Origin of the sequence: Methylomonas koyamae, assembly GCF_006483455.1 — a bacterium.
Lineage (GTDB): Bacteria > Pseudomonadota > Gammaproteobacteria > Methylococcales > Methylomonadaceae > Methylomonas > Methylomonas koyamae_B.
This window is the reverse complement of sequence record NZ_PPPU01000025.1, coordinates 1-25,472: the sequence shown is the minus strand read 5'-3', so window position 1 is coordinate 25,472 and position 25,472 is coordinate 1. Positions and strand designations below refer to the sequence as shown.

General features: G+C 57.3%; 21 protein-coding genes. 6 read left to right on the top strand and 15 right to left on the bottom strand.

The features are described 5' to 3' along the window. Positions 1-2 precede the first annotated feature (2 nt). Positions 3-1,217 carry a 2-octaprenyl-6-methoxyphenyl hydroxylase gene (ubiH, locus tag C2U68_RS13595; protein ID WP_140913016.1) on the top strand — a complete coding sequence of 405 codons (1,215 nt, stop codon included), beginning with the start codon at positions 3-5 and terminating at the stop codon, positions 1,215-1,217. A 17-nt stretch (positions 1,218-1,234) separates the two neighbouring features. On the opposite strand, the gene C2U68_RS13590 is transcribed toward ubiH, so the two are convergent. Both C2U68_RS13590 and C2U68_RS13585 read right to left on the bottom strand, forming a co-directional pair. Next, positions 1,235-1,510 carry a hypothetical protein gene (locus C2U68_RS13590; protein WP_140913015.1) on the bottom strand — a complete coding sequence of 92 codons (276 nt, stop codon included), beginning with the start codon at positions 1,508-1,510 and terminating at the stop codon, positions 1,235-1,237. Continuing rightward, positions 1,507-2,160, bottom strand: coding sequence for a type VI secretion system amidase effector protein Tae4 (locus tag C2U68_RS13585; RefSeq protein ID WP_140913014.1), 654 nt, complete (start codon positions 2,158-2,160; stop codon positions 1,507-1,509). The genes C2U68_RS13590 and C2U68_RS13585 overlap by 4 nt, the downstream gene beginning before the upstream one ends. A gap of 202 nt (positions 2,161-2,362) precedes the next feature. On the opposite strand from C2U68_RS13585, the gene C2U68_RS13580 reads away from it, so the two are divergent. The 4 genes from C2U68_RS13580 to C2U68_RS13565 all read left to right on the top strand — a co-directional run bounded on the left by C2U68_RS13580 (position 2,363) and on the right by C2U68_RS13565 (position 7,973). After that, positions 2,363-3,673, top strand: coding sequence for a hemolysin family protein (locus tag C2U68_RS13580; RefSeq protein ID WP_140913013.1), 1,311 nt, complete (start codon positions 2,363-2,365; stop codon positions 3,671-3,673). 118 nt (positions 3,674-3,791) lie between these two features. Further along, positions 3,792-4,877, top strand: coding sequence for a hypothetical protein (locus C2U68_RS13575; RefSeq protein WP_140913012.1), 1,086 nt, complete (start codon positions 3,792-3,794; stop codon positions 4,875-4,877). A 181-nt stretch (positions 4,878-5,058) separates the two neighbouring features. Next, the gene (locus C2U68_RS13570; protein WP_260839355.1) at positions 5,059-6,423 is read left to right on the top strand and encodes a UDP-N-acetylglucosamine-peptide N-acetylglucosaminyltransferase; all 1,365 of its coding nucleotides are present in this window, start codon (positions 5,059-5,061) and stop codon (positions 6,421-6,423) included. Between the two features lie 419 nt (positions 6,424-6,842). Further along, on the top strand, positions 6,843-7,973 hold the full coding sequence (locus C2U68_RS13565) for a fatty acid desaturase family protein (protein ID WP_140913011.1): 1,131 nt from the start codon (positions 6,843-6,845) through the stop codon (positions 7,971-7,973). Between the two features lie 34 nt (positions 7,974-8,007). On the opposite strand, the gene C2U68_RS13560 is transcribed toward C2U68_RS13565, so the two are convergent. Then, positions 8,008-8,883: a LysR family transcriptional regulator gene (locus C2U68_RS13560; protein WP_140913010.1), complete on the bottom strand. Its 876-nt coding sequence runs from the start codon at positions 8,881-8,883 to the stop codon at positions 8,008-8,010. A gap of 104 nt (positions 8,884-8,987) precedes the next feature. Here C2U68_RS13560 and C2U68_RS13555 point away from each other — a divergent pair, with 104 nt between their 5' ends. After that, positions 8,988-9,410, top strand: a complete 423-nt coding sequence (locus tag C2U68_RS13555; protein ID WP_140913009.1) for a DoxX family protein — start codon at positions 8,988-8,990, stop codon at positions 9,408-9,410. 396 nt (positions 9,411-9,806) lie between these two features. Here C2U68_RS13555 and C2U68_RS13550 read toward each other — a convergent pair whose 3' ends face one another. From C2U68_RS13550 to C2U68_RS13500, 12 genes are all read right to left on the bottom strand, one after another. Further along, positions 9,807-10,049: a type II toxin-antitoxin system RelE/ParE family toxin gene (locus C2U68_RS13550; protein ID WP_260839364.1), complete on the bottom strand. Its 243-nt coding sequence runs from the start codon at positions 10,047-10,049 to the stop codon at positions 9,807-9,809. Between the two features lie 47 nt (positions 10,050-10,096). Continuing rightward, positions 10,097-10,282, bottom strand: a complete 186-nt coding sequence (locus tag C2U68_RS13545) for a hypothetical protein (RefSeq protein WP_140913007.1) — start codon at positions 10,280-10,282, stop codon at positions 10,097-10,099. A 146-nt stretch (positions 10,283-10,428) separates the two neighbouring features. Beyond that, on the bottom strand, positions 10,429-10,566 hold the full coding sequence (locus tag C2U68_RS21230; protein ID WP_186289606.1) for a hypothetical protein: 138 nt from the start codon (positions 10,564-10,566) through the stop codon (positions 10,429-10,431). 66 nt (positions 10,567-10,632) lie between these two features. Next, complete coding sequence (locus C2U68_RS13540) at positions 10,633-11,820, bottom strand: DEAD/DEAH box helicase (RefSeq protein ID WP_140913006.1); 1,188 nt, start codon at positions 11,818-11,820, stop codon at positions 10,633-10,635. A gap of 135 nt (positions 11,821-11,955) precedes the next feature. Then, positions 11,956-12,219, bottom strand: a complete 264-nt coding sequence (locus C2U68_RS13535) for an RNA recognition motif domain-containing protein (RefSeq protein ID WP_140913005.1) — start codon at positions 12,217-12,219, stop codon at positions 11,956-11,958. A gap of 233 nt (positions 12,220-12,452) precedes the next feature. Next, the gene (locus C2U68_RS13530; protein WP_064022702.1) at positions 12,453-12,665 is read right to left on the bottom strand and encodes a cold-shock protein; all 213 of its coding nucleotides are present in this window, start codon (positions 12,663-12,665) and stop codon (positions 12,453-12,455) included. A 296-nt stretch (positions 12,666-12,961) separates the two neighbouring features. Then, entirely contained in the window at positions 12,962-15,040 is a 2,079-nt protein-coding gene (locus C2U68_RS13525; RefSeq protein ID WP_140913004.1) for a diguanylate cyclase, read from the bottom strand. Positions 15,041-15,210: 170 nt separating this feature from the next. Then, positions 15,211-19,389, bottom strand: coding sequence for an EAL domain-containing protein (locus C2U68_RS13520; protein ID WP_140913003.1), 4,179 nt, complete (start codon positions 19,387-19,389; stop codon positions 15,211-15,213). A gap of 559 nt (positions 19,390-19,948) precedes the next feature. Then, positions 19,949-21,439, bottom strand: coding sequence for a glucose-6-phosphate dehydrogenase (gene zwf, locus C2U68_RS13515; RefSeq protein WP_140913002.1), 1,491 nt, complete (start codon positions 21,437-21,439; stop codon positions 19,949-19,951). A gap of 280 nt (positions 21,440-21,719) precedes the next feature. After that, positions 21,720-23,063 carry a Dyp-type peroxidase gene (locus C2U68_RS13510; protein WP_140913001.1) on the bottom strand — a complete coding sequence of 448 codons (1,344 nt, stop codon included), beginning with the start codon at positions 23,061-23,063 and terminating at the stop codon, positions 21,720-21,722. Between the two features lie 11 nt (positions 23,064-23,074). Next, positions 23,075-24,397, bottom strand: a complete 1,323-nt coding sequence (locus C2U68_RS13505) for a hypothetical protein (RefSeq protein WP_140913000.1) — start codon at positions 24,395-24,397, stop codon at positions 23,075-23,077. Positions 24,398-24,450: 53 nt separating this feature from the next. Continuing rightward, a partial coding sequence (locus C2U68_RS13500) for a cytochrome P450 (RefSeq protein WP_140912999.1) occupies positions 24,451-25,472 on the bottom strand: 1,022 nt, incomplete at its 5' end.

Genomic DNA, 25,472 nt, shown 5'->3' with positions numbered 1-25,472 from the left:
CAATGCAACACGACTTCGATCTGATCATCGTCGGCGCCGGTTTGGCCGGCAACTGCCTGGCTCTGGCCCTGAAGCGCAGCGGATTGAAGATCGCGTTGGTCGAAGCCGCCAGCCGCGAGCAGTTGCGAAATTCGCCGGCCGGCGACCGCGCCTTGGCCCTCGCGGCCGGCACCGTGGAATTATTGAATGCCTTGGGTGCCTGGCGCGGCGTAGCCGACAAAGCCACTCCGATCAAACACATCCACGTTTCCGACCGCGGTCATTTCGGCAAAACCCGGCTATCGGCCGAAACCGAGGGCGTCGATGCCCTGGGTTATGTGATCGTCGCCCGCGACATCGAACAGCACATGGCCGACTTGGCCGAGAAAACCGATACCGTTTGCCTGCACCAGACCCGGGTCGCCGGATTGATGTCGGGCCGCGATGCAGTCAACGTCAGCTTGAAGCAGCACGACGGCAGTTCGCTGAACGTCAGCGCGCAATTACTGGTCGGCGCCGACGGTGGCAATTCCACGGTACGCAAACTGTTGGAAATTCCGCAGCACGTCACCGAATACGGCCAGACCGCGCTGGTCACCACCGTGCATTCGGCGCTGCCACACCGCAACACCGCCTTCGAACGTTTCACCGAGTTCGGCCCGCTGGCCTTGTTGCCGGTAGCCGGCAAGCAATCGGCCGTCGTCTGGACCCGCAGCCACGAGCAAGCCGAAACTCTGCTCAATGCCAACGACCGCGAATTTCTCGCTGAACTGCAGGATTGCTTCGGCTATCGGCTGGGCGAACTGAAATTGGCCGCGCCGCGCCGGGCGTTTCCGCTCAGCCTGATTCGGGCCGAGAGCATGGCCTCCGGCCGTACCGTGATCATCGGCAACGCCGTTCACCAACTGCATCCGGTGGCCGGACAAGGGTTTAACCTGGGCATCCGCGATGTGGCTTTGCTGGCGGAAATGCTGACCGAGCAACACCAGCATAACGGCGATATCGGCGATGCCCGCATGCTGAAAAACTACAGCCGGCAGCGCCAGCAAGACCACGGCAGAACCATCGGCTTCACCGACAACTTGGTCAAGATCTTCTCCAACGGCAACCTGCCGCTGGCCGCAGTCCGCAACGCCGGCCTGACCTTATTGGACCACCTGCCCTTCGCCAAGCAAATGCTGGCCCGCCACGCGATGGGCTTGGCCGACCGGCTGCCGAAAATCGGCGACCGCGAGTAAGCCGCCAACCGCCGGCATCAGCCGGTAACGCTCAACCAGATCGATGTCGCGAGACACACGCCAGTCAACAGCGCGGCAAAAACCCGTGCGCGCGGCCGCGGACTGGCGGCGGTCCAAACCAGCAAAGTCCAATACGCCGCGGCCGGCAACAGGAAACTCAACAAAATCATCGCCAGTGCTCGTTCCGCGGCACAGGCCTCGTTACAAATTCCGGTCCAATAGCGCCACAAACCAACGCCCAAGCCGACCGCCAAACCGGCACCGGCCAAGCGAGATAGAAAGCGCAAACTCACGGCACCTCCCAAAACAGAATCTTTTGCGACTTACTCAAATCGGAAAAACCCGGTCCGGACGCCACCCCCAAACCGAAGCGCAACACGGTCACCACCGTCCCTTGAAACCCGGACGCCGTCAGCCGGCTACCGTTCCACAGATCGATATGGTCGCCGGAAGGCGTTTTTTCGCCGGGGCGCAACCAATAATTCTGAAAATAGACGATACCGGTCTTACCCTTGATTTTGCTTTGCCAATCCTGACCGGTGACATCGGCAACCCGGCTTTGCAGCACCTTAACCGAAGCCGTCTGCAGCCAGTCCGCCATTTCCTGCGCCCGAATCGCCAACCGGTTACCGCCAACGCTGACCGTAGCCCCGGTAAAGCCATCCAGCTTGGCACCGGCCGCATACAATGCCGCGCTGACTTTAATCGCGCATTGGTTTTCATACCCCACAGGCACGTTGCCGTTGCCGTCGCGGTAAGGCGCTTCGTCCGGATAGCCGGCCCACAACCGGCCAAAACTGATGGGCTTCGGCGCCATGCCGACCGCCCCCGAGAAGGCACCGACCGGCCCCGGCCGCGGCGATACCGCCCGACAACTGGTACCTTGGTCTATGGTTTCGTTTCCTCTGCTGTTACAGACAGGGCCAGGGCGTTGTCCGGGCATGACGGCTTCCTCCAAACGACGAGAAGTTTATCCTGAGAACGGCCGGCGAATCGCTTGGCCGGCCAGAGTCCGGATTACAGCACGTCTGCTGCGCCGCGTCATCCGCTAAAACTAGGCCGGCATTTGGCCGCCGCCACGCCTGTCAAGCAAACCCCACAATTACCGGTATAATGAATCTTCCGTTGTAATCCTTTAGCTGTATATGAGTAATGTTTTTCTGGTCGCCTGCGCCTTGCTGCTGGTGTTGTTGAACGGCTTTTTCGTGGCCGTGGAATTCAGTCTGGTAAAGTTGCGGCAGACCCGAATCAAAGCCATCGAACAAAACGAAGGCTGGCGCGGCCGGATTCTGGCCAAAGTTCACAAACAACTCGACGCCTATTTATCGGCCTGCCAGCTCGGCATCACGCTGGCCTCTCTGGGCCTGGGCTGGATCGGCGAACCGGCCTTCGCCGATTTACTGATACCCTTGTTCGATCAGTTGCAAATCACCTCGCCCGAATTAATCCACAATATTTCTTTCGCCTTTGCCTTCTGCACCATCTCGTTCCTGCATATCGTGGTCGGCGAACAAGCCCCCAAATCGCTGGCAATTCGCAATCCGGAAGGCATTGGCCTATGGAGCGCGGGGCCCCTATATGCGCTGTACTGGTTGATGTATCCGGCCATCTGGCTGCTGAACGGTAGCGCCACCCTGGTCTTGCGCTTGAGCGGGCTGTGCGAGGGCCACCACCACGACAGCCATTACTCCACCGACGAACTGAAACTGATCCTGCGTTCCACCCGCTCGGCCGAGAACTTTACCGGCGAAGAATATAAGGTGTTAGCCAAAACCCTGGATTTCGGCAAACTGGAAGTCTCTGACTTGATGCGGCCGATCCACGAAATCACCGCACTGCAACGCGGCCAGTCGCCGCAGGAAATGCTGGAAATCGTTTCCAGCAGTTGCTACAGCCGCTTTCCGTACTTCGACAGCAACGGAATGGATGCGTTAGGCATCATCCACCTGAAGGATTTGTTTCTGGCCCAGCAAAAAGGCGATCCGCTGCACGACCTGGAAGCCTACCTGCGCCCGATTCTACATATTTCCGCGCACATGCCGGCATTGGAACTATTCCGCCGCTTTACCCAAGGCTCCCCCCACTTTGCGGTCATCGGCCAGAAAGGCCAAAAACCGTTGGGCTTCATCACCCTGGACAATCTGCTGTCGGCGATAGTCGGTGAGATCCGCGACGAATTCTGCCAATCGGAAAGCGACTGGACCCGGCAGGATGACGGCAGCCTATTAGGCAAGGGCAGCCTGCCGATCTTCTCCTTGGAGCGCATTCTCGGCGTCGACATCGAAAACGAAGAATTGGACCTGGACGACGTCGATTCCGTCGGCGGCATGATTCTGGCGCAGTTGCGCGACATACCCGATGTCGGCGAACGCATCGCTTTCAACGATTTCGAAATCGTGGTCAAGGAAATGCAAGGCCCGCGTATCGAATGGGTGGAAGTGCATCCGAAACCGTAATCCCCTGTCCAGCGCCTAAATTCCTCCAAGTTAAAGCGCGCGTCCGGCACTACTCGCCGGAACCAGGCCAATTCGCCGTTGCTGTCCCTGGTCAACACCGGCAACTAGAGGTTGCAATATGGACTGGACACAAATTCTCGATATTCTGAACGCAATCACACCGGCCGAACGCCGCCAATGGGTAGTGGCGACGGCCGGCGTGGCGGCAACGGTGGTCATCCTGCTCTGGCTGGAAAGCCGGGTTTTTGGCCGCCGCGGCCGAGCCGGCAGCTGGCTGGCAGTGCGGATCGCGTCGCTGATTGCCGCACCGCTCACCTTTGCCGTTCTGGTATTGCCGGCCAAAGCGGTCAGCGGCATGGAAGGCCTTGCCGTATTCTATCTCTCGCTGTTCACGGCGGCGCCGTTGCTCTGGTTCGGTTGCCATATCGTTTGCGGCAGCCTGGTAAGCCCCGGTTTTTCCCGAAACGAAAGTATCGCGCTGGGTTTCAGCGGCTTGGCGATTCTAGCCGTGCCGTTGACGGCCTATTTCGCGGCGCAAAATCCATTGCACGCCGCCGCCCGGCAGATCGGTTTGCGCCGGGAATTGCCGCCGGACAACCCACCGCTGCCATATCGCGTAGAGCCGGTCACGCCTTATACGATGCCCGGTGCCGGCCTGATATACACCCAATCGCTACGGGCAGAACCCGGCATCCGCTTGCAACGCGTCGAGCAACGTCTCGGCGGATACTGGCCCGCATACGATATCGAGCACCCCAATTACTGCACACAGGGCAACGACGTTCATCTGATGTGGTCGGCGCAAGAGCCGCCGCCGTATTTGCGGCTATCGTGGCTGCAGTCCGACGCTAGGACGGCCGCAACCGAATTCACGCCCGACATGGCGAGCGCGGATAAATCCACTCCTCAGATCTTCAGCGCAAATTTTCGCGAGGCCGGCTTGGACCCGGTCGCACCGATTCCGCGCGTGCGCATGCACTTGATTCTGCTGCAAGAAGGCTTGCCGGACTATACCGAGATGCTTGGCAATCCGCCCGAAGCCGGCGAACAAAGGACAACAGATTGTGTGGCAGCCGGTTTCGAGCGTTGGCGCCACAGCGACGGCCGGCGGATTCGAGCCGCTGGCATAGCGTTCTACCTGCCGTCCGGCGGCTTACCATTACGAGGCTTATTGGTGCCTGGCGACTCGCAGCCGGCGCAGTAACGCACTTCCGCAAATACGCATTTGCGCCAACCGCGCCGGCTATTCAGCCGGCCGCAAACTGGACTCGAGCACTGCTGCGGAATTGCTCGGCATTTTCGGCGAATCGGAGTAGGATGCCAGACAGCCCCGGACTGCACGTCGGGCCTTTCCAGGCTGACCGCCGCTACCGGAGTGGATCCCGATGATGAAGTACTACGATCGCAGCCGGAGCATCTGCGAATGGGAACGGCTGGACGAATGGCGGGACAAAATCCGCAGCAGCCTGGCCGGCGGCGAAACCAGCCGGATTTCGCCGTTTCATTTGTTATCCTTGACCGGATTCACTGCCGCCGAACAGCGCCAATGTGCCGATGTCTGGATGTCCGATCGCTTGGCCGCCAGCTCGGCGGAACGGGCAAATTTAGAGTTCATTTTCGACCGCTTGCCGCGCGCCAAAATTCGCCTGGGTTACCTATCCGCCGACTTTCAGGAACACGCCACCGCCTACCTGCTGGCCGAAACGCTGGAAGCCCACGATCGCGACCGTTTCGAACTTTACGCCTATTCCTACGGCGCCGCCGACGACGGCACCATGCGCCAGCGCCTGGAACGCTGTTTCGACCGTTTCATCGATCTCGGGGAATCGTCCATCGCCGCCTGCGCCAAAGCGATTTACGCGGACCGGATCGACATTCTGATCGACTTAAAAGGTTATACCCGCGGCACCCGCACCGAAATTCTGACCTACCGTCCAGCGCCGATTCAGGTGAATTATTTGGGTTATCCGGGCACGATGGGCGGCGATTTCTGCGATTACATCATTACCGATAATTATGTAACGCCACCTGCCAGCGCCGGCGATTACAGCGAAGCGTTCGCTTGCATGCCCGGCAGCTATCAACCGCACGGCTGCGATGTGGCGATCGGCCGACCGAGCAGCCGAGCCGAACAGGGTTTACCCGCCGACGGTTTCGTGTTTTGTTGCTTTAACCAGGCTTACAAAATCATGCCCGAGACCTTCGATATTTGGTGCCGGCTGCTATACAACACCCCCGGCAGCGTGCTGTGGCTGCTGAAAAACTCGCAGGCTAAAGGCCGGCTACGCAACGAAGCCTATCAGCGCGGCATATCGCCGGAGCGGCTGATTTTTGCCGACGAGGCGCCGCAGCCCGAGCATTTGGCGCGCTTGAGTCTGGCCGATCTGGTGTTGGATACGGCGCCTTACAACGCCCATACCACGGCCAGCGACGCCTTGTGGGTCGGCGTACCGCTGGTGACGTTTACCGGCGACACTTTCGCGTCTCGGGTGGCGGGCAGTCTGCTGCGGGCGGTGGATCTGGAAGAGTTGATCGCCGAAGATGCGGATGCCTATTATGCGCTGGCACTGGCACTCAGCAGCGATCCGCAACGCCTGGCCGAAATCAGACAGCAACTGCAGCAAAACCGTTTATCGGTCGCCTTATTCGACAATGCGGCGTACACACTGGACCTGGAAGCGTTGTATCAAGCCATGTGGGACAGGCATTTGGCCGGCCAATTGCCGGCGGCGATAGGTCGGACTGATTGACCGCACACAATCGAGGCTGCAGTACCAGCCGACACGCGCCGCATTCGCGGAGCGACGGTATTCCCCGCTACCCTTGCCAGAGCCGGCTTTGACCTCCGGATATAGCAAATTCAGATATTTTCCCGACGTTTGCAGTAAAATTGCCGGCTGCCTTGCTGGGCTAAAAATTCGGAGAATCGAGTTAAGCGCGTCCGATTAAAACGACATAGCGAACCAGAGTCGTTATTCGCTTCCAGACCAGACCCGGCCAGGCAATTGGCTCAGTTGTGTTTCGTAAGTTATCCACCACTCCGCATCAACGCTACCAGCGCGTTCAGGGCATTCAACCCCGATTACGTTTTGGCACCGGCGCTGGGACAGTGTCGACGGCGAATCTGATCACTGGGATTTTCCGCCGCTAGTGTACCCACGAGGTTCTTTTGAGTTTATCCAGCTACCGCAACGTCGACCGCGACCAGCTTGCGCACGATATCAAACAACTTTACCGACAAGCCCAGGCCGATCTGGGGCCTGAAGATTACCGCCACATGCAGCGGATGGAGCGCTGGGGCCAAGCCTGTTCGCTGCTCGGCTACGCTACGGCCTGGATCGCACCGAACCCGCTGTCGGCACTGTTGATCAGCCAGGGCAGTTTTGCCCGCTGGACCCAGGTGGCGCATCCGATCCAGCATCGCGGCTACGACAAAATCAAGCAGGCTAAGCCGCGCTACCAAAGCAAAGGCTTTGCCAAAGGTTGGCGCCGGTTTCTGGATTGGCCGGACTGGATGACGCCGGCCGGCTGGCACCACGAACACGACGTGCTGCACCATTACCGTTTGGGCGAGACTGCCGACCCCAATAACGCCCAGCACAATATGCAATGGTTACGCCAATCCGGCTTGCCGATGTGGTTGCGTTACGTGATTGTGGCGCTGTTCTCCGGCGTCTGGAAGCTGAGCTATTACACGCCGCGTACCCACAAGGAATTGCGCCTGGAACAGGCCCGCCATCAGCACCAACCGGCACCGCAAATGACCCGGCTCGGCGCCTGGAGCCTGTTCACCCCGCAAGGCCGCGGCCTGTGGCTACAAAGCATTTTGCCTTACGCGGCATATCGTTTCCTGTTGCTGCCGGCGCTGTTCCTGCCGCTCGGCACGGTGGCCGCCACCAGCGTATTGTTGAATTCCATCCTGGCGGAAATTTTCACCAACATGCATACCTTTCTGGTGATGATCCCCAACCACGCCGGCGACGACGTGATGGGCTTCGACGAAAAAGCACACAGCAAAGGCGAATTTTATCTGCGGCAAATCCTGGGTTCGGTCAACTACCCGACCGGGTCCAACGCCAACGACTTTTTATACGGCTGGCTGAACTACCAGATCGAGCACCACCTGTGGCCGGATTTGCCGTTGAGTCAATACCAAAAGCTGCAACCCCAGGTCAAAGCCCTCTGCGCCCACCACGGCATCCCTTATTGCCAGGATTCAGTATTCAAACGCCTGTTAAAGGCGGTGGACATCATGGTCGGCAAGACTTCGATGCTGAAGCCGGCGCTGGCACAGGCTTGACCTGAGCCCAGAACAAACCCGCAGTACGTGCCATCTAAGTTTTCATCCGCGGATCGTGGGCGAGAAACTCCAGGAATGCGCGCACTTTGAAAGACAGATTTTTTCGTGAGGGGTAGACACCATAGATGCTAACTTGGCGATCCATACTGGAGGAAAGTACCGTCGTTAAGCGGCCAGCGCGAATATCCTCTTCGGCGAGCCAGGTGGGCAACACCGAGATGCCCATTCCCTGGAGAGTCGCGTAGCGCAACAAGGACTCATCGGTACTGGATAAAACCGGAGTTATTTTAACGGAGGGAAACCCCAAATTACCCAAATCGGTTGGGAGAAGGGAATACCATAACATGTCATGAGCGACCAATTCCACCGCTGTTGTCGGGGTTCCCGCACGTCGCAGATAATCTGGACTCGCCAGCATGTTGAAGGTTACCGAGCCGACCGGTCTGGCGATCAGGGTGTCGCCTAGTGATTGCGAAACCCGCAATGCAAGGTCGACACCTTCTTCCACCAGATTAACGAACCGCCCCGATATATCCAGATCGAAGCGCACCTCCGGATATTGCTTACGAAAATCGGCCAGAATGCCGACGAAAGTGGCGTTGGCAAACCACACCGGTGCGCTGAGGTGAAGTAAGCCTTTCGGAACAAATTTCGATTGAGTGATACTGGCCTCCACCTCTTCTAGCCCATCCAGCAGGTGACGACATTGCTCAAAATAAAGCCTGCCATCATCGGTAAGACTTAAGCTACGACTCGTCCGATTTAACAATCGGGTACCTAAATGACGCTCCAAAGCCATTACGTGCTTGCTCGCCATTGCCGGGGAAATCTGCATTCGATCCGCCGCTGCGACGAAGCTCCGGCATTCGACGACGTTTAGAAACACTTGAATGCTGGTAAGTCTGTCCATTAATTGTTTCCTCAGGAGAAAGACAAGATCAATTATATGGGGAATGATCCAATGAAAGGAAAGCCTTAGACTACGACCTCCCAATTTTTGCAGAGAACATTGCTATGAATACAACCGTCATTCCCCAACCCGCCGGCAAACTGATGAACGTAACGCTATGGGGTGCGCAAGTTCTGCTGGCACTGGTGTATATCGCTGCCGGATCAATGAAAGTTACCCAACCGATTGCCGAACTCGCAGTGTCCATTCCGTGGACAGGCGTTACCCCGGAAAGCTTTGTGCGTGTGATTGGGCTGATAGACTTGGCGGGCGGGATCGGCATCCTTGTCCCGGCGCTGACCCGTATAAAGCCCGGCTTAACCGTCTGGGCCGCTACCGGCTGTTCCACTTTACAGATTTGCGCGATGTTATTTCACTTGTCGCGTGGTGAGTTTGCCGTGTTGCCGATCAACCTGGTTTTATTAAGTCTGTCGCTGTTCGTGCTGTGGGGGCGGAAAAACGAGTACACGATTCGGGGCCGAATCTAACACCGAGACATCCAAGCCAAACGAAATGCCCAATGGGCTGGTGCGATAAACGAAGCTCTATCCCGCGGTAACGCGTGGCACCGATACCCAAAAGCACCATCGGCAAGGATCATTCCTGCTCCCGGCCTGCGCCGAATGAGCGAATGCCGCCAATCCCTTGTATAACGGGTAGCAGCCAACTGTAAGACTTGTCGCCAGCAGTTGGTGCGCGCCGGCGGCGCTGCCACTGGGATTGGCCACGCATTCAAAGCGATTGCCCAGTTGTTCGAGTGCGAAGGCCGTAAGTCGCAATTGCTAGGTTGACAATAGGCGTAGCCATATTGCCCAATATGTTTTAACAAATCGCACCCGGCGACCGTATGCCTACCATTTTGGCGGAAGTCGCCCCGTTTTATATTACTGCTCGCGCAGAATCTCGTCAGGTTGTAAATCGCGGCGCTTATGAATCACCGCGAGCACTTCGATATGGGTAGTTTTGATCTCGTAAAGAATGCGGTAAGAATAGAGCGAAAGTTCACGCACAGCTTCGTTGCTTAGTTCTGGCACCGTACGTCCAAGACGGGGCAGTTTATCCAAGCCAATCGTTTTACTAACCAGCGCAGCCACCCGCTTGGCATAAAGCGGCGAATCCTGCGCAATATAGTCGTGAATATGACGAAGCTGGGCCGATGCGTGATCGGTCCACTTTACCAGGCCTGAATATCTCTTAGTACCTGTTCGGCGGGTAGGGCTCTGCCCTGTTCAGCGTCCATTTGGCCGCGCCGAATGCTTTCCAGCACATAGAGCCGGTACATAATTTCCTCCATGTCGGCGGTATCAGGTAAACGCTGAATGATGGCAAGGGCTTCTTGTTTAGCGGTGTTTAGCTGCATGCTGAACGTCTTTTTTAGTCGCTGATGGCATTCTAGGCTTGACTGACATTGGTTAGCGTCAAGCTAGTAGTTTCACCTTGGAGCACTATTTTACAGGCAGGACGCGGTGACCACCATTGTTGAAAACCGGTCTCGTTATACTTGCTCTACAACACCGCCAATCCGCTGGATAAAGTGGTGGTCGCCACCATCTGTAGCGCCGCCGACACCGAGAAAGCCTCGGCGACCAAGGGCTTCAGCCATACAATGGCCTGTAACAGATGATCTGTTGACTTGGATTCCAACCGGGTTTTGCCTGTGCCAATTAATATTTCGGCTCAGGCAAATTCAATCCCAAAAGCGAAGGGCGCTTATTTTCCGGTGGAATTCGGCCGAACGGGCTTCGCTTCCGCAGGAGCAGCGGGGGCAGCAGCGGCAATCGAGCCGAAGGCGATTTTATTACCGATCAGCTTTTCCACTTGCCGTAAGGCACTGCGTTCGTCGGCGGCAACCAGAGACACGGCAAGCCCGCTCCGCCCGGCCCGGCCGGTGCGGCCGATGCGGTGCACATAGTCGGCCGAGGAACGCGGCAGCTCGAAATTGACCACATGCGGCAGTTTGGCGATGTCGATGCCGCGTGCGGCGACATCGGTCGCGACCAACACCCGGATGTCGCCGGTTTTGAAGTCGGCCAAGGCGCTGGTACGGGCGCCCTGGCTTTTATTGCCGTGGATCGCCTTGGCGCTGATTTGGGCCGCGTTCAATTTCTCGGTCAGCCGGTTGGCATTGTGTTTGGTGCTGGTAAAAACCAACACTTGCCGCCAATCGTTGCTTTTAATCAAATGCGCCAGCACCCCGGCTTTAGCCGGTTTTTCCACGGCATAGGCAATTTGTTCGACGCTGTCGGCCGCGGCGTTTTCGGCGGCGATTTCGACTTGGGCCGGATTGCGCAGCAGCGTTTGCGCCAATCGGCGAATGTCGGCGGAAAAGGTGGCGGAGAACAGCAGGTTCTGCCGGGTTTTCGGCAGCAAGGCCAAAATTTTGTTGATGTCGCGGATGAAGCCCATGTCCAGCATGCGGTCCGCTTCGTCCAGCACCAGCATTTCAACTTGATTCAGTTTGACGGCATTCTGGCCGACCAAATCGAGCAGGCGTCCCGGCGTCGCGGTCAGGATATCAACGCCGCCGCGCAAACGCAGCATCTGCGGATTGATTTTGACGCCACCGAACACGACATCGGATTTCAAGCGCGGCTGTTGATGAACGCCGTACTTGGCGACCGATTCGGCCACTTGCGCCGCTAATTCGCGGGTTGGCGTCAGTATCAGCGCCCTGACCGGCCGATTGCGGCTGGCGCCGGGATTGGTCGCCAAACGCTGCAGAATCGGCAAGGTGAAGCTGGCGGTTTTGCCGGTGCCGGTTTGGGCGGCGGCGAGCAAGTCGCGGCCCGAAAGCACCAGCGGGATTGCTTGTTGTTGAATCGGCGTCGCCGCGCTGTAACCGGCTTCGCGGACGGCGCGGATTAAAGGCTCGGCCAAGCCGAGATTGGAAAATGGCATGAATAATTCTCGATGTGCGGGAGTGAAATCCCGTGAAAAAAAGGAATCCCTAACCGGAGCATCCGGTTAGGCAAAAGGGTAAGACACCGAGGCATCGGTGTCTGCTTGAAGTCGTGTGTCAGGATAGGGTCGCGGTTAACGGCGTCTACCCTGTTTGCCGCCGCCACTTTCGAAGCCGACTCTGAGCATATTGCCGCCGAATTGGACGCCGCTGAGTTTGGCAATCGCCGCTCTGGCTTCATGGCCTTCCATTCCTATGTAACCGAAGCCGCGGCATTTACCGCTGAACATATCGATGACGAGTTCGATGGAATGCACCTTGCCGAATTCGGAGAACAGGGCCGTGACAGTGGATTCGGTCGCGTCGCTAGGCAGATTGCCGACAAATATTCTTTTCAAAATGAGTCCTGAGTTGGGGGATCAGTATGCGGCTGCTGCTTTGGGCAGAGCGCGTAACGGAGGCGGGATTGGCGAACTTTCCAGACCATTGGCGCGGCACTGGAAAATCAAAACGTTGAGGCAACAAAGCCAGCGATATCGCTTTAACTCGGTTGATTCGTTGTCCGTGCGGATTGGTTCGGTATTGAATACAGGTTGCCGCGTAAGCTACCGGCAACCTGCAGAGCCATCGATTAAATGACTTTTACGTTTTCAGCTTGCAGGCCTTTAGGGCCACGGCCGATGCTGAATTCGACCTTTTGGTTTTCTTCCAGAGTTTTGTAACCGCCGGAGTTGATGATGTTTTTGAAATGAACGAAAACGTCGGGGCCGGATTGTTGCTCGATAAAGCCGAAGCCTTTATCGGAATTGAACCATTTTACGGTGCCAGTCGTGATTGTAGACATGAGTAAGTCCTTGATAAATGTGAAATACTGCCTAGAGGGCAGGTGTAGCCGGTAAAATTGGAACTTACTTTATGAAATCAGAGCGAGTTGCGACTTCGGTGGAAGCGGCATCGAAATGGTAATCAGCAGGGTAAATCTTAATTTTGGAGCTGGCGGGAGTATGGATGCCTAACCGGCGCGAGTCAAGCAGTATTTTCCCGATCGGCCGAATACCCCGCCCCTTATCGCGCGCGGCCTCTCAGATCGAAACCTTCGAACGATGGGGCTTGCCAACCAAGCCCGCGTCGAATCGAGCGCTAGTCAACGGCTGCGCAGACCCGATTGCGCCCACTTTCCTTGGCTCGGTAAAGCGCCTGATCGGCCCGATTCAGCAGCGCATCGACGCTGTCGTCTCCGCCGGTTAAGGCGGCCGCACCGATCGAAACGGTAAAACTCAGCGGCTTGCCGCCATCGTGCGGGACTTGCGCAGTGCCGAGCGCCTCTTTCAGCCGCTCAGCCGCCTCGACCGCGCTTCCCTTATCGGTTTGCGGCAACAGGATCGCGAACTCCTCGCCGCCCAGCCGGCCGATGATGTCCGCTTCGCGCAAGGTCTCCCGGCAAACGTCCGCCAATTTTTTCAATACTGCGTCTCCGGCGCGGTGGCCGTGAATGTCGTTGACTTGTTTGAAGAAATCCACGTCCATCATCAACATCGTCAACGGATTGCCGTAACGCAACGCGCTGGCGAGTTCCTGCTCGGCCTGTTCCAAGAAATACCCGCGGCTGCTGATACCGGTCAAATAGTCGGTACGCGCCTGCCGGGTCAGCTCCGCCTCCAGCCGTTTGCGTTCGGTGATATCGGAATGGGTGCCGCTCATCCGAACCGGTTTGCCGGCCACATCGCGCTGCATGACTTTGGCTTGGTCCAAAACCCAACGAATACTGCCGTCCTTGTGCAGCATACGGTATTCCAGCTTGTGCGACGGCGACCGGCCTTCGATCACATCGCGAATCGACTGCCACGCCGCCGCCCGGTCGTCCGGATGCACGAAATCGCTCCATTGTTGCGTGGTATGCCGGATTTCCTCGTGAGTGTATCCCAACATTTCCGCCCAGCGGGGATTACGGATTACTTCGCCGGTGCTGATATTCCAATCCCAATAGCCCAATTCGGCGCCTTCCAGCACAAATCTGAGCTGCTCCTCGCTGCTGCGCAAACTGTCCTCGTCGCCCTTCCGCTGAGTAACGTCACGAATAATGCTGAGTGCATGCCAGTTATTCTGCAATTTGATCGCCGACACCGACAGCTCTATCGGAAACTCGTCCCCGTTTTTTCTGAGCGACATGGTTTGCAGGGTTTTACCGATCATGATGCCCTGGCCGGTGCTTTCGAAGGTCCGGTAACCGGCATGCGCGAGCTCGCGCATCGGTAACGGCACGATCAACTCATGCAGATTTCGGCCCAGCGCTTCGGTTTCGGTGTAACCGAAAATTCTTTCCGCCGCCAGATTCCAGTGCACCACCTCGGCGTTCCTGCCGATGATGACAATCGCATCCTGCGCCGCCGAACTAATCAAGCGGAACTTTTCCATGCTTTCCGCCAGTTCCGCGCTTTTGTTCTGCAACTCCGTGGTACGTTGCCGCACCAATTCTTCGAGATGGTCCCGGTGGTGTTGTAATTCGTCGGCAAGCAATTGCAGTTTGCCGACCACGCGTTTGATATGGCTGGCAAACGGTTGAAAAATCAACCCGGCTTCGAGCACGAGCAAGACTAAAGTCAGCAGCCAAACCGCCGTTTCGGTGGCTTCGATGCGCCTGACATTGGCCTCGCCCTCGGCCTGATACTGCTTGACCATTACGTCCAGCGCCGACACCAGCGTGGTTGGCGCGGTACGCGTGATCTGTAACAGCAACGGGTGGTCTGTCGTCAACGCGTCGTCGCTTAGTTCCAGCAACTGCCGAACCGCGGCGACGTAACGGTTCACCTGAGCGTCGACGCCGTCGGCACCGGCAAAATACATGGCCTCTACCGTCGGCGAATGCTTGGCGGGCAACCCCATGGCGGGATCGCCAAGCGTCAGCGCCCGGTGCGAACGCTCCATCAAATCCACAGCGTCCTGCAAACTGGCCCGGATGGCCGGCCGGCCGGCCGGCGGCGTCATTACCAACAAATTGGCAAACAGTGCAGTACGCTGACTGAGCATACGCTGGCGGCCGCTGACATTAACGATCGCGGCCGTGCTTTGCTGCTCTGCAATCACCAAGCGCAAACTGAACCAGGCGGCGGTAGACGACGCAGCAACCAACAGCAACGCCACGGCGTAGCGCCTGATCAAGGCGCGGGCAATGGCACGATTTTGGGCGATGTTAGCTTCCTTAAACGGCTCTCCGGTCATCAGTACGGTCTCCGCTACTTAGATCTCCAGTTTAGCGAATTTAAGCATGTACCGGTTGGTTTAAAAGACATTCCGGCAACGAAAAACGAGGCCAATACCGAACGTCATGCAGCACCAGACGCCGGCATTCTTCCGATCCTTAAGAGCCGCGGCTGGTTGCCATGAAACTTTTATGAATAGCGGGAAGCCGGCAGCGGAAACGCCAATAATTCCTCGGCCGGCATGGGCTTGGCATACAGATAGCCTTGCACGAAGTCGCAACCGGCCGCCGCCAGAAGATCGCGCTGCCCCGCTGTCTCCACCCCTTCGGCAATGGTTTTTAAACCCAACTTGTGGGCCATCACGACAATCGCTTCGGCGATCGCACGATCGTTGGAATCGCTTTCCAGGTCGCGCACAAACGAACGATCGATCTTCAGGTAGTCGATGGGGAATCTTTTTAAGTAAGCCATCGCAGAATAGCCGGTGCCGAAGTCGTCTAACGCCACCTGCATACCGACCTGACCCAGATGTTTGATGATTTGCAGGATGTCGGGACGATCGTCCAGCAATAAGCCCTCGGTGATTTCGATGACGATGTGTGCCGGCGTGAGCCCGGTTTGCGCCAAATCAGCCAGCCAAGACACGTAAAAGTCACCCTTGATAAATTGGCGCGGCGACAAATTGACGCTAATTTGCCGGATGAGCCGACTGTCGGCGTTCCAACGCCGGGCGGTTTCCACGGCCTGACGAAAGACCCAATCGCCGATGTCGTGGATCAGCCCGTTTTCTTCGGCAATCGAGATGAATTGGTCGGGCGGCACCATGCCGCGTTGCGGATGCCGCCAGCGCAGAAGCGCTTCGGCCTTAACGATTTGGCCGCTGGCAATGTCGACAATCGGTTGATAGTGAACTTGCAATTGGCTTTTGACCCAGGCCTCGCGCAAATCACTGGCAAGTTGCAAGCGGTTTTGCGCTTGTTGCTGCATGGCGGGCGTGAAAAAGCTAAAACCGTTGCGCCCCTGTTGTTTCACGGCATACATGGCCTGGTCGGCGCAACCGACCAAGCTGTCGGCATTGACTGTATCGAAAGGATAAGCGGCAATCCCGATGCTGGCGGAAATATACACGGTGTGTATATCCAAGCTGAATGGCTTGCTAATGTCGCCGACGATGTTTTGCGCGATTCGACCGAGGTGCGACATGTCATCCACCCGCGGCAAGATGACAATGAATTCGTCCCCGCCCAGCCGAGCGACAGTATCGGTTTCGCGAACAGAGGCACGAATCCGCTGGGCGGCTTCGACTAATAACAGATCGCCGATTTCGTGACCCAGCGTATCGTTGACTTCCTTGAAACGATCCAAATCGATAAATAGCAGAGCCAGACTCTCGCCGCCGCGGGCAGCTTTGCCGATTTCTTCGTGCAAGCGGTCGCGAAACATGCGCCGGTTGGGCAATCCGGTCAAAGTGTCGTAGCTGGCCTGATGTTGCATCTGTTCTTCGATGCGCTTGCGCTCGATAGCGATAGCGCTCAAATGACTGGCATAGCGCAGTCGTCCCAGGTTCAATTCATTCGGCTCGCCGGGTTGGCCGCGATACAGGGTGATGACGCCCAATTGCTGGCCGGAAGAGCCGATAATCGGATCCGACCAACTGGAGACCATTCCGGTTGCCGCGGCAAACGCGCGACACTTTTCGGAAGCCGTGGCCAAGCGCATATCCTCTATGATCAAAGGCTCGGCCCGATCGAATACCATGGCACAGCCGCAACCCGGCTCGCCCACTGCCACGCCTTGCCCATGCACGGGGCAGGGAATGGAAAACGACGGCGCCACCCCCTGAATCAAACGCTTGCCGGTTTGATCCAGCAATTGAATCCGACAACGACAACCGGGACAGGCAGACTCGACATAGAGTGCGATTTGGGTGAGTATCTCGCACAGGTCCCCGCTTTGAGCCATGCGCTCGAACACCCGTCGACGTTCAATATCCAACAGTTGCTCTCGTCGATGTTTGGTCATGTCGAAACCCAACACCAGCAAACCGCGAATTTCCCCGTTTGCATTACACTCCGGCGAGATACGCACCAGATGGCTGTACAAGACCTCCTGCTTATTGCGCCATTCCAACGTCACATCTTCACGTTTGCCGGACGACAACACCCGCCGCAACAAGGCGATGTAATCATCGACCGTCACATTGGTCGCCCGCCAGAATGCGGTCACATGCGAACCCAGGATGTCTGCTTCCGGTAGATCGACAGCTTCCACGAAAGCCGGGTTGACGTAGGTGTGGTGCAAGCTCCAGTCCAGACGCAGCACGTAGGTCGGCAAGTTTTCGATCAGTGTGCGAAATTCTTGTTGGCGTTCGGCCAGTGCAGACTCCATCTGCTTGCGTTCGCTGATGTTACGGACCATCGCCATGTTGTAGCCTTGGCCGTCGGCTTCGAAATAGTTGGCGACCACCTCGACCGGAAACATCCGCCCGTCCTTGGTCTGGTGGCAGGACTCAAAGGTCAAGGAGCCGTTCTCCCGCAGCTCGCGCCAATGTTCGGGCCAGATCGCATGCTGGTAATTGGGGTCGATATCCGGGACGCTCAAGCCCAACATTTCGTCTTTGCTATAACCCAGTGCTTGGCAGGCGTGCGCATTGACGTATCGGATGCGGGCATGGGCGTCGATCAGACAAACCGATTCCTCGACCCGATCGATGGCATAGTGCAGGCGAGCCAGCTCTTGCTCGTGTCGTTTGCGCTCGGTGATGTCCAGTATGGTACCCACCAGGAACTGTTGGCCACGCTCGTCGTTGCAGCGGGTTTTCTTGATGATGATGGTATGGGCGTTGCCTGCGCGGTCGGTAAACGTCACCTCGCTGACATTCTCCTCGCCGCTGGCGAACACCGCATCGTCATTAATCCGGAATACGGCGGCCTCTTGCGCGGAAAAAAAATCGCAATCGCGCTGCCCCAATAAGGTGTCCATCGGCTGGCCGATGAACTCGCAAAAAGCCTGGTTGAGCCTGACCCAGCGATGCTCACGGTCTTTGACAAACACCGGGTCGGCGATCGTTTCGATCACCCTGTCGAGAAATTGGTGGGACTCATTGAGCAGGCGTTCCGACTGCTCGCGTTCCAGCTCGGCTGCCGCACGGGTCGCCACCAGTTGCAACAAGGCGGTCACACCGGCAAGGTCGTGCATCGGCTTGCCGTCCATCGCGGCAATCAAACCGACCACCTGGCCCGAGGAATCCAGCAGCGGTAGACCGACATAGCTCTCGACATCCATTTCAACCAGCAATCCATCTTCCGGGAACAGGCGCCGTATCTGCTCCGTGTAACAACACAACGCGCCGCCCTCGATCACGTTGGCGCAAGGCGTCCCTTTTAAGTCGTATTGGGTATTGGGCAACATAGCCCCCTTAGCGTATAGTGCTACGGTTTCGGCAATCCCCGAGCCTTTCAGCAAACGGTTGACGACCACATAATCCATTGCCAGCGTCTCGCCCAAGTAACGGGCAAGTGCAGACAAAAACGATTCGCCGTCGGCCTGCCAACGCCGTTGCACAATGAATTGCAGGGTGTTCTCGATGTGCTTGCGTTCAGTGATATCGAGCGATGTGCCGATAAAGCGCACCGGCTTGCCGTCGGCATCGTAGTAAGGCTGACCGCGTTCGAGGATGTATTTGACGCGACCATCCGGGAACAACAAACGATGTTCGACTTCATAGTGCGTCCGTTGCGCAATCGATGCGTTATACACCTGCACCACTCGCGCTCTGTCGTCGGGATGAACCGTGTCGACGAAGGATTCAAACGTTGCAGCGAACCGGGTCTTGTCGATTTCCCAGATGCGAAAGGTCTCGTCCGACCAGGTCAACACATCATTGACGATATCGACATCCCAACTGCCAATATGACCGATGCGTTGGGCTTCTTCCAGCGCCACTCGACTGGACTGCAAGGCTTGTTCGATCTGCTTGCGCTCGGTGATATCCAGCATGATGCCATGCCACTCGATCTCACCCTCGGGGCCCAGATCTGGGGCTGGCGCGGACTTGGCTTCGAGCCAGCGGATTCCCTTCCCGGGGTGAATGATACGAAACTCGATATGAAACAGCCCCCGCTGTTTCACCGAGTTGGCCAACGCGGCCTCGATCATTTCCCTGTCATCCGGATGGGCCATAGCATGCAACGGAGCCATGTCCTCGGCCACCTGCTCCGCTTGCAAACCATATAAATCGCATATGCCGCTACTCGCATAGGGAAAGCTGAAACGGCCATCCCGCGATAAGCGAAAGGTAAACACAAAGCCCGGCAGATGGGCCGCCATCCGCGAAAAACGCTGTTCCAATTCTAAGGCCAACGGCATCGATATTGCCTCTTCAACTCAGGTAACTCGGAACACCCGGCGCCCCGTCCGGCCCATCCGAATGTCGTCGAATCTGTTTGGGCTTAGAGCCCTGACCCGGTCCAGCAATCGCACCCCCAATACCAACAAACTCTATTCAAAACCTACGCAACTTGGACGTGGCGTCAGAGGAAGTCAAGTCGGTCGGAAAATACAGACTCCATGGGACTGGTTCTCCGACAACCACGCGTCAGTTCGTAAAAAAACGGCAGGCAATTCCGGCGTCCGTCTTGCGCTTTGGTTTGAGGCAAACCGCTTTGTGTAATTCAGCTGAAGGCGGTTATCACAACCGACGAAAAACATCCTAAACCATTGACTTAAACGCAATGTCACTGACCTGACGCTAACTCGGCGCCGAATACGGTCGAGAAAATTATAGAGTATGAAATCGCAGGATGAGGAATCGAAAGCCACTTGAATTAAGCAGGACTCCGGTCTGATCAGCAGGAGCGCAATCATGCTGCCCTGCTGATCAAAATAAGGCCAATCACGGATTTGCCGCCAGATGGGGCAGAGCCATCTATGGATGGCACTCCGGCAACAGCGAACTGCGCCAGTATTGGCCTTCTTTCTCGAACAAACGCCGGCTTTCTTCCGGCCCCCAGGAACCGGCCGGATAGGTAGGGATATAGTCGCGTTCGATCGCCCAGTTTTGCAGGATCGGATCGACGATACGCCAGGCGTACTCCACTTCGTCGAAGCGCAGGAACAGAGAGCGATCGCCTTTCATGACGTCCAGCAACAGATCCTCGTAAGCGTCGACCCGACGCTCGTCGGGTTGGCGGAAACTGGCGTCCAGGCTGGTAGTGCGGGTGCGCATCTCCAGCCCGGCTTCTTTGACGGTCATTTCCATCCGGATGCATTCGTCGGGCTGAATCCCCATCAATACCCAGTTCGGCGTCATGCATTGCACCTGGGTGTCGCGGAAAAACTGCAAGGGCGGATGGCGAAAACAAATCGAAATCGACGACTGGCCCTTGGCCATACGCTTACCGGTGCGCAAATAAAACGGTACGCCGCGCCAACGCCAGTTGTCGATCAGCAATTTCACAGCGGCGTAGGTCTCGGTCGTGCTTTCGGCCGGGATATTGGGTTCTTCCAGGTAGGCCGGGACTTTTTGGCCGCCGATGTTGCCCTTGGCATATTGGCCGCGGAAGGCGTGGGCATGCACGGCCGACTTCGGAATCGGCCGGATCGATTTCAGGACTTTGACTTTCTCGTCGCGTAGCGATTCGGCGTCCATCGATACCGGCGGCTCCATCGCCACCAAGGTCAATAATTGCAGCAAATGGCTTTGCACCATATCGCGCAACGCGCCGGCGCTGTCGTAATAGTCGCCGCGACTGCCGATGCCCAGTTCTTCGGCATGGGTAATCTGGACGTGATCGATGTAATTGCGATTCCACAACGGCTCCAGCATCACGTTGGCGAAACGGAACACCAGCACGTTCTGCACCATGCCCTTGCCCAGGTAGTGGTCGATCCGGTAAATCTGGTCCTCGCTCAGATAGCGGTTCAGGCGTTTTTGCAGCGCTTGCGCGCTCTCCAGATCGTAACCGAACGGCTTTTCGATCACGACCCGGCGCCAGCCGTACTCTTCGTTGAGCAGGCCGACGTTACTCAGCGATTCGATCACGTTGCCGAAATCGCTGGGGCCGATCGCCAAATAAAACGCGATATTGCGGGAAAATTGCGGGCGACCGCCCAGGGTTTCCGCCAGCGCTTGGTAGCATTCGGCCTGGTCCAGGTCACCGCGGTGGTAATCCAGGCGTTCGGCGAAACGGGCGAATTCGGCTTCGTCCAGCGGCGTTTTCGACTGCTCCTGCAACAAGGTTTTCACTTCGGCCAGCCAGGTCGCCCGATCCCACGGCCGCCGGCCGACGGCCAGGATGCGGGTGTCGTCCGGCAGTTTTTTTTCCAGTTGCAAATGATAAAACCCGGGCATCAATTTCAGCCGGGCGAGATTGCCGGTGGCGCCGAAAATCACGTAGGTACAGGGATCGGTATTCATGGCTCTGACTCCTTGCCGAAATGGCGCTGCTTAAAACAGTCTCAGCCAGTTTGCATGATTTATCGAGAGCCGTCGATCTTGGCGTGACCACTAGCGCCAGGAAGTGCGGCCAGACAGGTCGCATCGGTCCCGGCAAAGCTGCGGATTACCGGTTGCCAGGTACTAGCAGCTTGATTTTTCGGGGAGGTTTGCCGGACCGATGCAATCGGCTCCCGCGCTGACGGGAGCCGTGGTTGGAACCGCTACTGCGGACAACGCGGTTCGCGCGAAGCAAAAGTCATCAGGTATTGGCCAGCATCGCCAACGCCGTCAGACTGGGCAGGAAGAAATAAGCCCCGCCGCGGGTGGTGACGAACTGCTGGAAACCGCAGACCCGGCGCCGTAACGGTTGGTCCTGAATGGTGAATTTGCGGTCGGTTTCCACTGCGCTGCCGATCAACGGATCGTCTTCGTCGTACAAGCCGGCGAATTTGACGTTGTTGATCCAGGTATGTTGTACGAACTCGAACTGGCGTTCGATATTGGCGTTAAGGCAGATGAACAGCAGCCCGCGCTCGTCTTTGCCGTTATCCTGGCTCGGGTCTTCCAGAAAGCTGCCGTAACTGCGGCCGCGGCGCAAGATGCGGTGCCGGTTGGCGACTTTCAGAGATTCGGCCTCGTTTTCGCCCAGCCCCACTCCGCGCGGATTGGCGCGGCGAATGTGCGAGCCGAACGGGCAGCCGGTGCCGTCCTTGTCGTTAGCGAAGGTAAAGCTGTTGTCGATTTTATTGGAATCGGTCTTTTCCCCCGGCTCCACTACCGCTCCGCTTTTCCAGCGGCCGACGAACTTGGCGGCCAGATATTCCGGATCGATGCCCTGCCGTGCCGCCTCGTCGTTGATAAACTGCCAGAATTCGCCGACGTTCTGTTTCAATTGGCGGAACACCAGGTAGGTACCGTTGGCGCCGAATTGTTCGCTGACCGGCATTTGGGTCTTCTTGCCGTCGTACTGGTTCGGGTAACCCAATAGAAACTCCCCGGTCGCGATTTCGCCGCTGCCGGACACGGTCGGAAAGCCGTCGACCAGCGGATCGGAAATACCGTCGGCAAAACCGAAATGCTCCCGCACGAAACCGTGCTGGTTTTGCACCTTGGCGCCGGCATCCAGACGGTCGATTTTACTCAAGCCGGCCGCTTTTAAGCCTTTTTCGAAACTGCTGCAACTGGCGGCGTGAATCGCATCATCCTTGGAAAACAGAATCAGCAGAATATCGACTTCCTTATTGCCGTTGCCCCAACTCCATTGCGCCGGGTCGTTGGGGCCGCGGTCGCCGAGCAAGGCCGAACGGTGTTCGGAATTCATTCCTTCCCGGAACGACAGTTCGAAACTGTAGCGTTTGGCCTCGTCCGCCTCCAGTTTGCAGTAGCCGGGATAGCTGATCGCCAAGTTCAGACGGTTTTCGGTGGTGTCGTCCGGCTTTTCGGCGCCGTGGCTGATCTGGCCGCTGGCGACCAGATTTTTCAACCAGGCTTTGGTTTTGGCGGCATCTTCGATCCAGAGCAGATAATAGCTGGCATTGGCCATGTATTTGTTGTAGCCGCTGAATACGATGCCTTGTACTTCGTCTAGTTTTATCGTTGTCATGGTTCAGTTCCTTATAAGCATTTCAGCCAGGCGGCCAGATCGGCGGTGGAGAACAAACCGCCATGGATGCGGCGGTTGTTATCGATGTTTTTCACCGACAAATCGGTATAGGCGCTGTACCAGACCAATTCCGGCAACTGGCTGTTACGGGCGAAGTTTTTGAAACGCTGTTCGTCGCGGGAACCGCCGCGCAAGGCCAACCATTGCGTATCCGGAAAACCTCTGTCCTTGGCTTGCTGGGTGTTACTCCAGACCGCGGTCAAACCGACGCTGGCATGGTCGATGAATTCGCCCAGGTAGTTTTCCCAGCTGCCGTCGTAATTGCTCATGAACAGCAGGCGTCGGCGGCCGCCGGCATTGCCGGGCAGAATCACCCAACGCGCAAAATGGATGGTGACGATGCCGCTCAAATTGCCTTTGGTCGCCACCAATTTGGCGACCAGATTGATGCCGGCCAACACCACCTTCAACGTGTAAAACCGGAAATTACCGGGCTTGATTTCGATCACGCTGGTCAAATGGTTTTGCAACTGGCGGTCTTCGACCCGCTGAATCGCCCGCATTTGCTCGGACACCACCCAAGGTTTGTCGTCCTGTTTGTCGCGCATTTCATGCCAGCGCAGCACGACGCCGAACGCGACTGCACCCAGCACCGCCGCGGTCGCCAAAAATTCGGTAAACGGCCCGAACCAACCGAAAAAGCCGCCGACCAGGACGATGCCGACCACCGCCAACAGCGCATTGAAGACTTTATCGCCATAGAGCGTAAAGAACGGCTGAGCCTCGATCTTGGGAATACCGCCCGGATACACCGTATTCAAATGCTGCACCACCGCGGCGTGGATTTGCGATTCGCTCTGGCCGACCAGTTCGCTGCGGTTTTCGTCGATGAATTTTTGGATATGGCCGCGGATTTCGCGCTGCCGGTAAATCGTATTGCGGTTCTGGCCGGGATGGGCGACGTAAAACGCATTGGCGCCCTGGTCGTTGGCCAGCAAGTAAGCCGCCAACTGGCCGGCATCGCTGCCGGGATAACCGGCGCAACAGCTATAGACCTTGTTGACGAACTGCGGATTCTTCGCGATCAGTTCGTTGACGAAAGCCTTGACCTCGCCGTCGATATTGGCCTCGAACGCCAGCAAGGCCGGTGCCGGCGAACTGCCCGGCGACGGATGATCGCCGGGTATGACGAAAAAAGTGCAGTAATGCAGATGCTCGTAGGCGGCGAAGGATATCTCCTGGCCTTTCTTGTTTTTGATATCCAGCCCGATCGGCTCCAGATAGCTTTTCAGCTCCTCCAGCTTGTCCGGCAAAATTTCCGTGATAACGGTCATCGGATTCTGTTGCATAGCAAAGTCCTCTTGAAATTATTATGGTCTGGTCGAAATTACCGATCGAACGCCAGCACGAACTGATCGGGGAACGGACCGTCGTACAACAGGCACCCGCATTTCCTGAGATTGTTCAGTCTCAGCAAACTGCCTACTATCAACGGAATCTGGATGCGGTTGACGTACTCGCCGAAACAGCGGTGCATGCCGTCGCCGAAATGCAGGTATTTGTCCAGCGGCCGGTCGTCGCGGACGCTGAACGGTTCCGGCCAGGCGCTTTCGTCGAACATCGCCGAGGCGGTGAAGGCAAACACTTCGGTTCCTTGCGAAATCTTGACGCCGCCGATTACCGCACCGTGTTTACAGTGGCGGCGCATCGCCGCAGCCATGGTATTGAAGCGGAACACGTCGAAGCACAGATGCAGTAATTTGTCCTCGTCATCGACCGCTTGCTTGGCCCGGGCCAAGACCTCCGGCTGGGCCAGCAATTGTTCGACGATCAAGCTACTGGCCATCGACGTGGTGTCCAACGCGCCGACGATCAGGCCGGAAATATTGCGGCGCATACCGTCGTCGTCCAGGTCGTGTTGGCCGTCCAGGCCCATTTTGATCAGACGGGACAAAAAGTCTTCGAAGACCTCGCCGTTTTGCAAACGCTGCCGGCGCTCGGCAATCAGATTCAGCAGATAGGGCCCCATTTCCCGGAAGGATTGCTCGGCGGTTTGCTGAATCGCGCGGTTGTTGCTCAAGTTCAGGAACAGATCGTGAAACAGCGAGCGCATCCAGCGCATCATCGTCACTTCGTCCGGCCCCGGCACGCCCAGGTAATCGCTGATGAAGCGCCGTGCCGCCGGCCGCGCCAGTTGCGACACCATATCGATCCGGCCCACCGGCAGCGCGGCTTGCACCAGCTCGTCGCAGTGTTTGCGGACGATACGGCGGATCAACTCGGCTTCGTTGGGCTGGATCACCCGCCGCAATGCGCCCTGCTCGCGGCTGTATTGTTCGGACCGGTCCATGCCCAGGAAGAACGGCCCGTTCAGGCGTTGCATGTTCGGCGCGTTGATTTCGGCGATGG

Coding starts and splice junctions, on each gene's coding strand:
- ubiH (WP_140913016.1), top strand. CDS start 3: ATGCAACACGACTTCGATCTGATCATCGTCGGCGCCGGTTTGGCCGGC.
- C2U68_RS13585 (WP_140913014.1), bottom strand. CDS start 2,160: ATGCCCGGACAACGCCCTGGCCCTGTCTGTAACAGCAGAGGAAACGAA.
- C2U68_RS13580 (WP_140913013.1), top strand. CDS start 2,363: ATGAGTAATGTTTTTCTGGTCGCCTGCGCCTTGCTGCTGGTGTTGTTG.
- C2U68_RS13575 (WP_140913012.1), top strand. CDS start 3,792: ATGGACTGGACACAAATTCTCGATATTCTGAACGCAATCACACCGGCC.
- C2U68_RS13570 (WP_260839355.1), top strand. CDS start 5,059: ATGATGAAGTACTACGATCGCAGCCGGAGCATCTGCGAATGGGAACGG.
- C2U68_RS13560 (WP_140913010.1), bottom strand. CDS start 8,883: ATGGACAGACTTACCAGCATTCAAGTGTTTCTAAACGTCGTCGAATGC.
- C2U68_RS13555 (WP_140913009.1), top strand. CDS start 8,988: ATGAATACAACCGTCATTCCCCAACCCGCCGGCAAACTGATGAACGTA.
- C2U68_RS13545 (WP_140913007.1), bottom strand. CDS start 10,282: ATGCAGCTAAACACCGCTAAACAAGAAGCCCTTGCCATCATTCAGCGT.
- C2U68_RS13540 (WP_140913006.1), bottom strand. CDS start 11,820: ATGCCATTTTCCAATCTCGGCTTGGCCGAGCCTTTAATCCGCGCCGTC.
- C2U68_RS13530 (WP_064022702.1), bottom strand. CDS start 12,665: ATGTCTACAATCACGACTGGCACCGTAAAATGGTTCAATTCCGATAAA.
- C2U68_RS13525 (WP_140913004.1), bottom strand. CDS start 15,040: ATGACCGGAGAGCCGTTTAAGGAAGCTAACATCGCCCAAAATCGTGCC.
- C2U68_RS13520 (WP_140913003.1), bottom strand. CDS start 19,389: ATGCCGTTGGCCTTAGAATTGGAACAGCGTTTTTCGCGGATGGCGGCC.
- zwf (WP_140913002.1), bottom strand. CDS start 21,439: ATGAATACCGATCCCTGTACCTACGTGATTTTCGGCGCCACCGGCAAT.
- C2U68_RS13510 (WP_140913001.1), bottom strand. CDS start 23,063: ATGACAACGATAAAACTAGACGAAGTACAAGGCATCGTATTCAGCGGC.
- C2U68_RS13505 (WP_140913000.1), bottom strand. CDS start 24,397: ATGACCGTTATCACGGAAATTTTGCCGGACAAGCTGGAGGAGCTGAAA.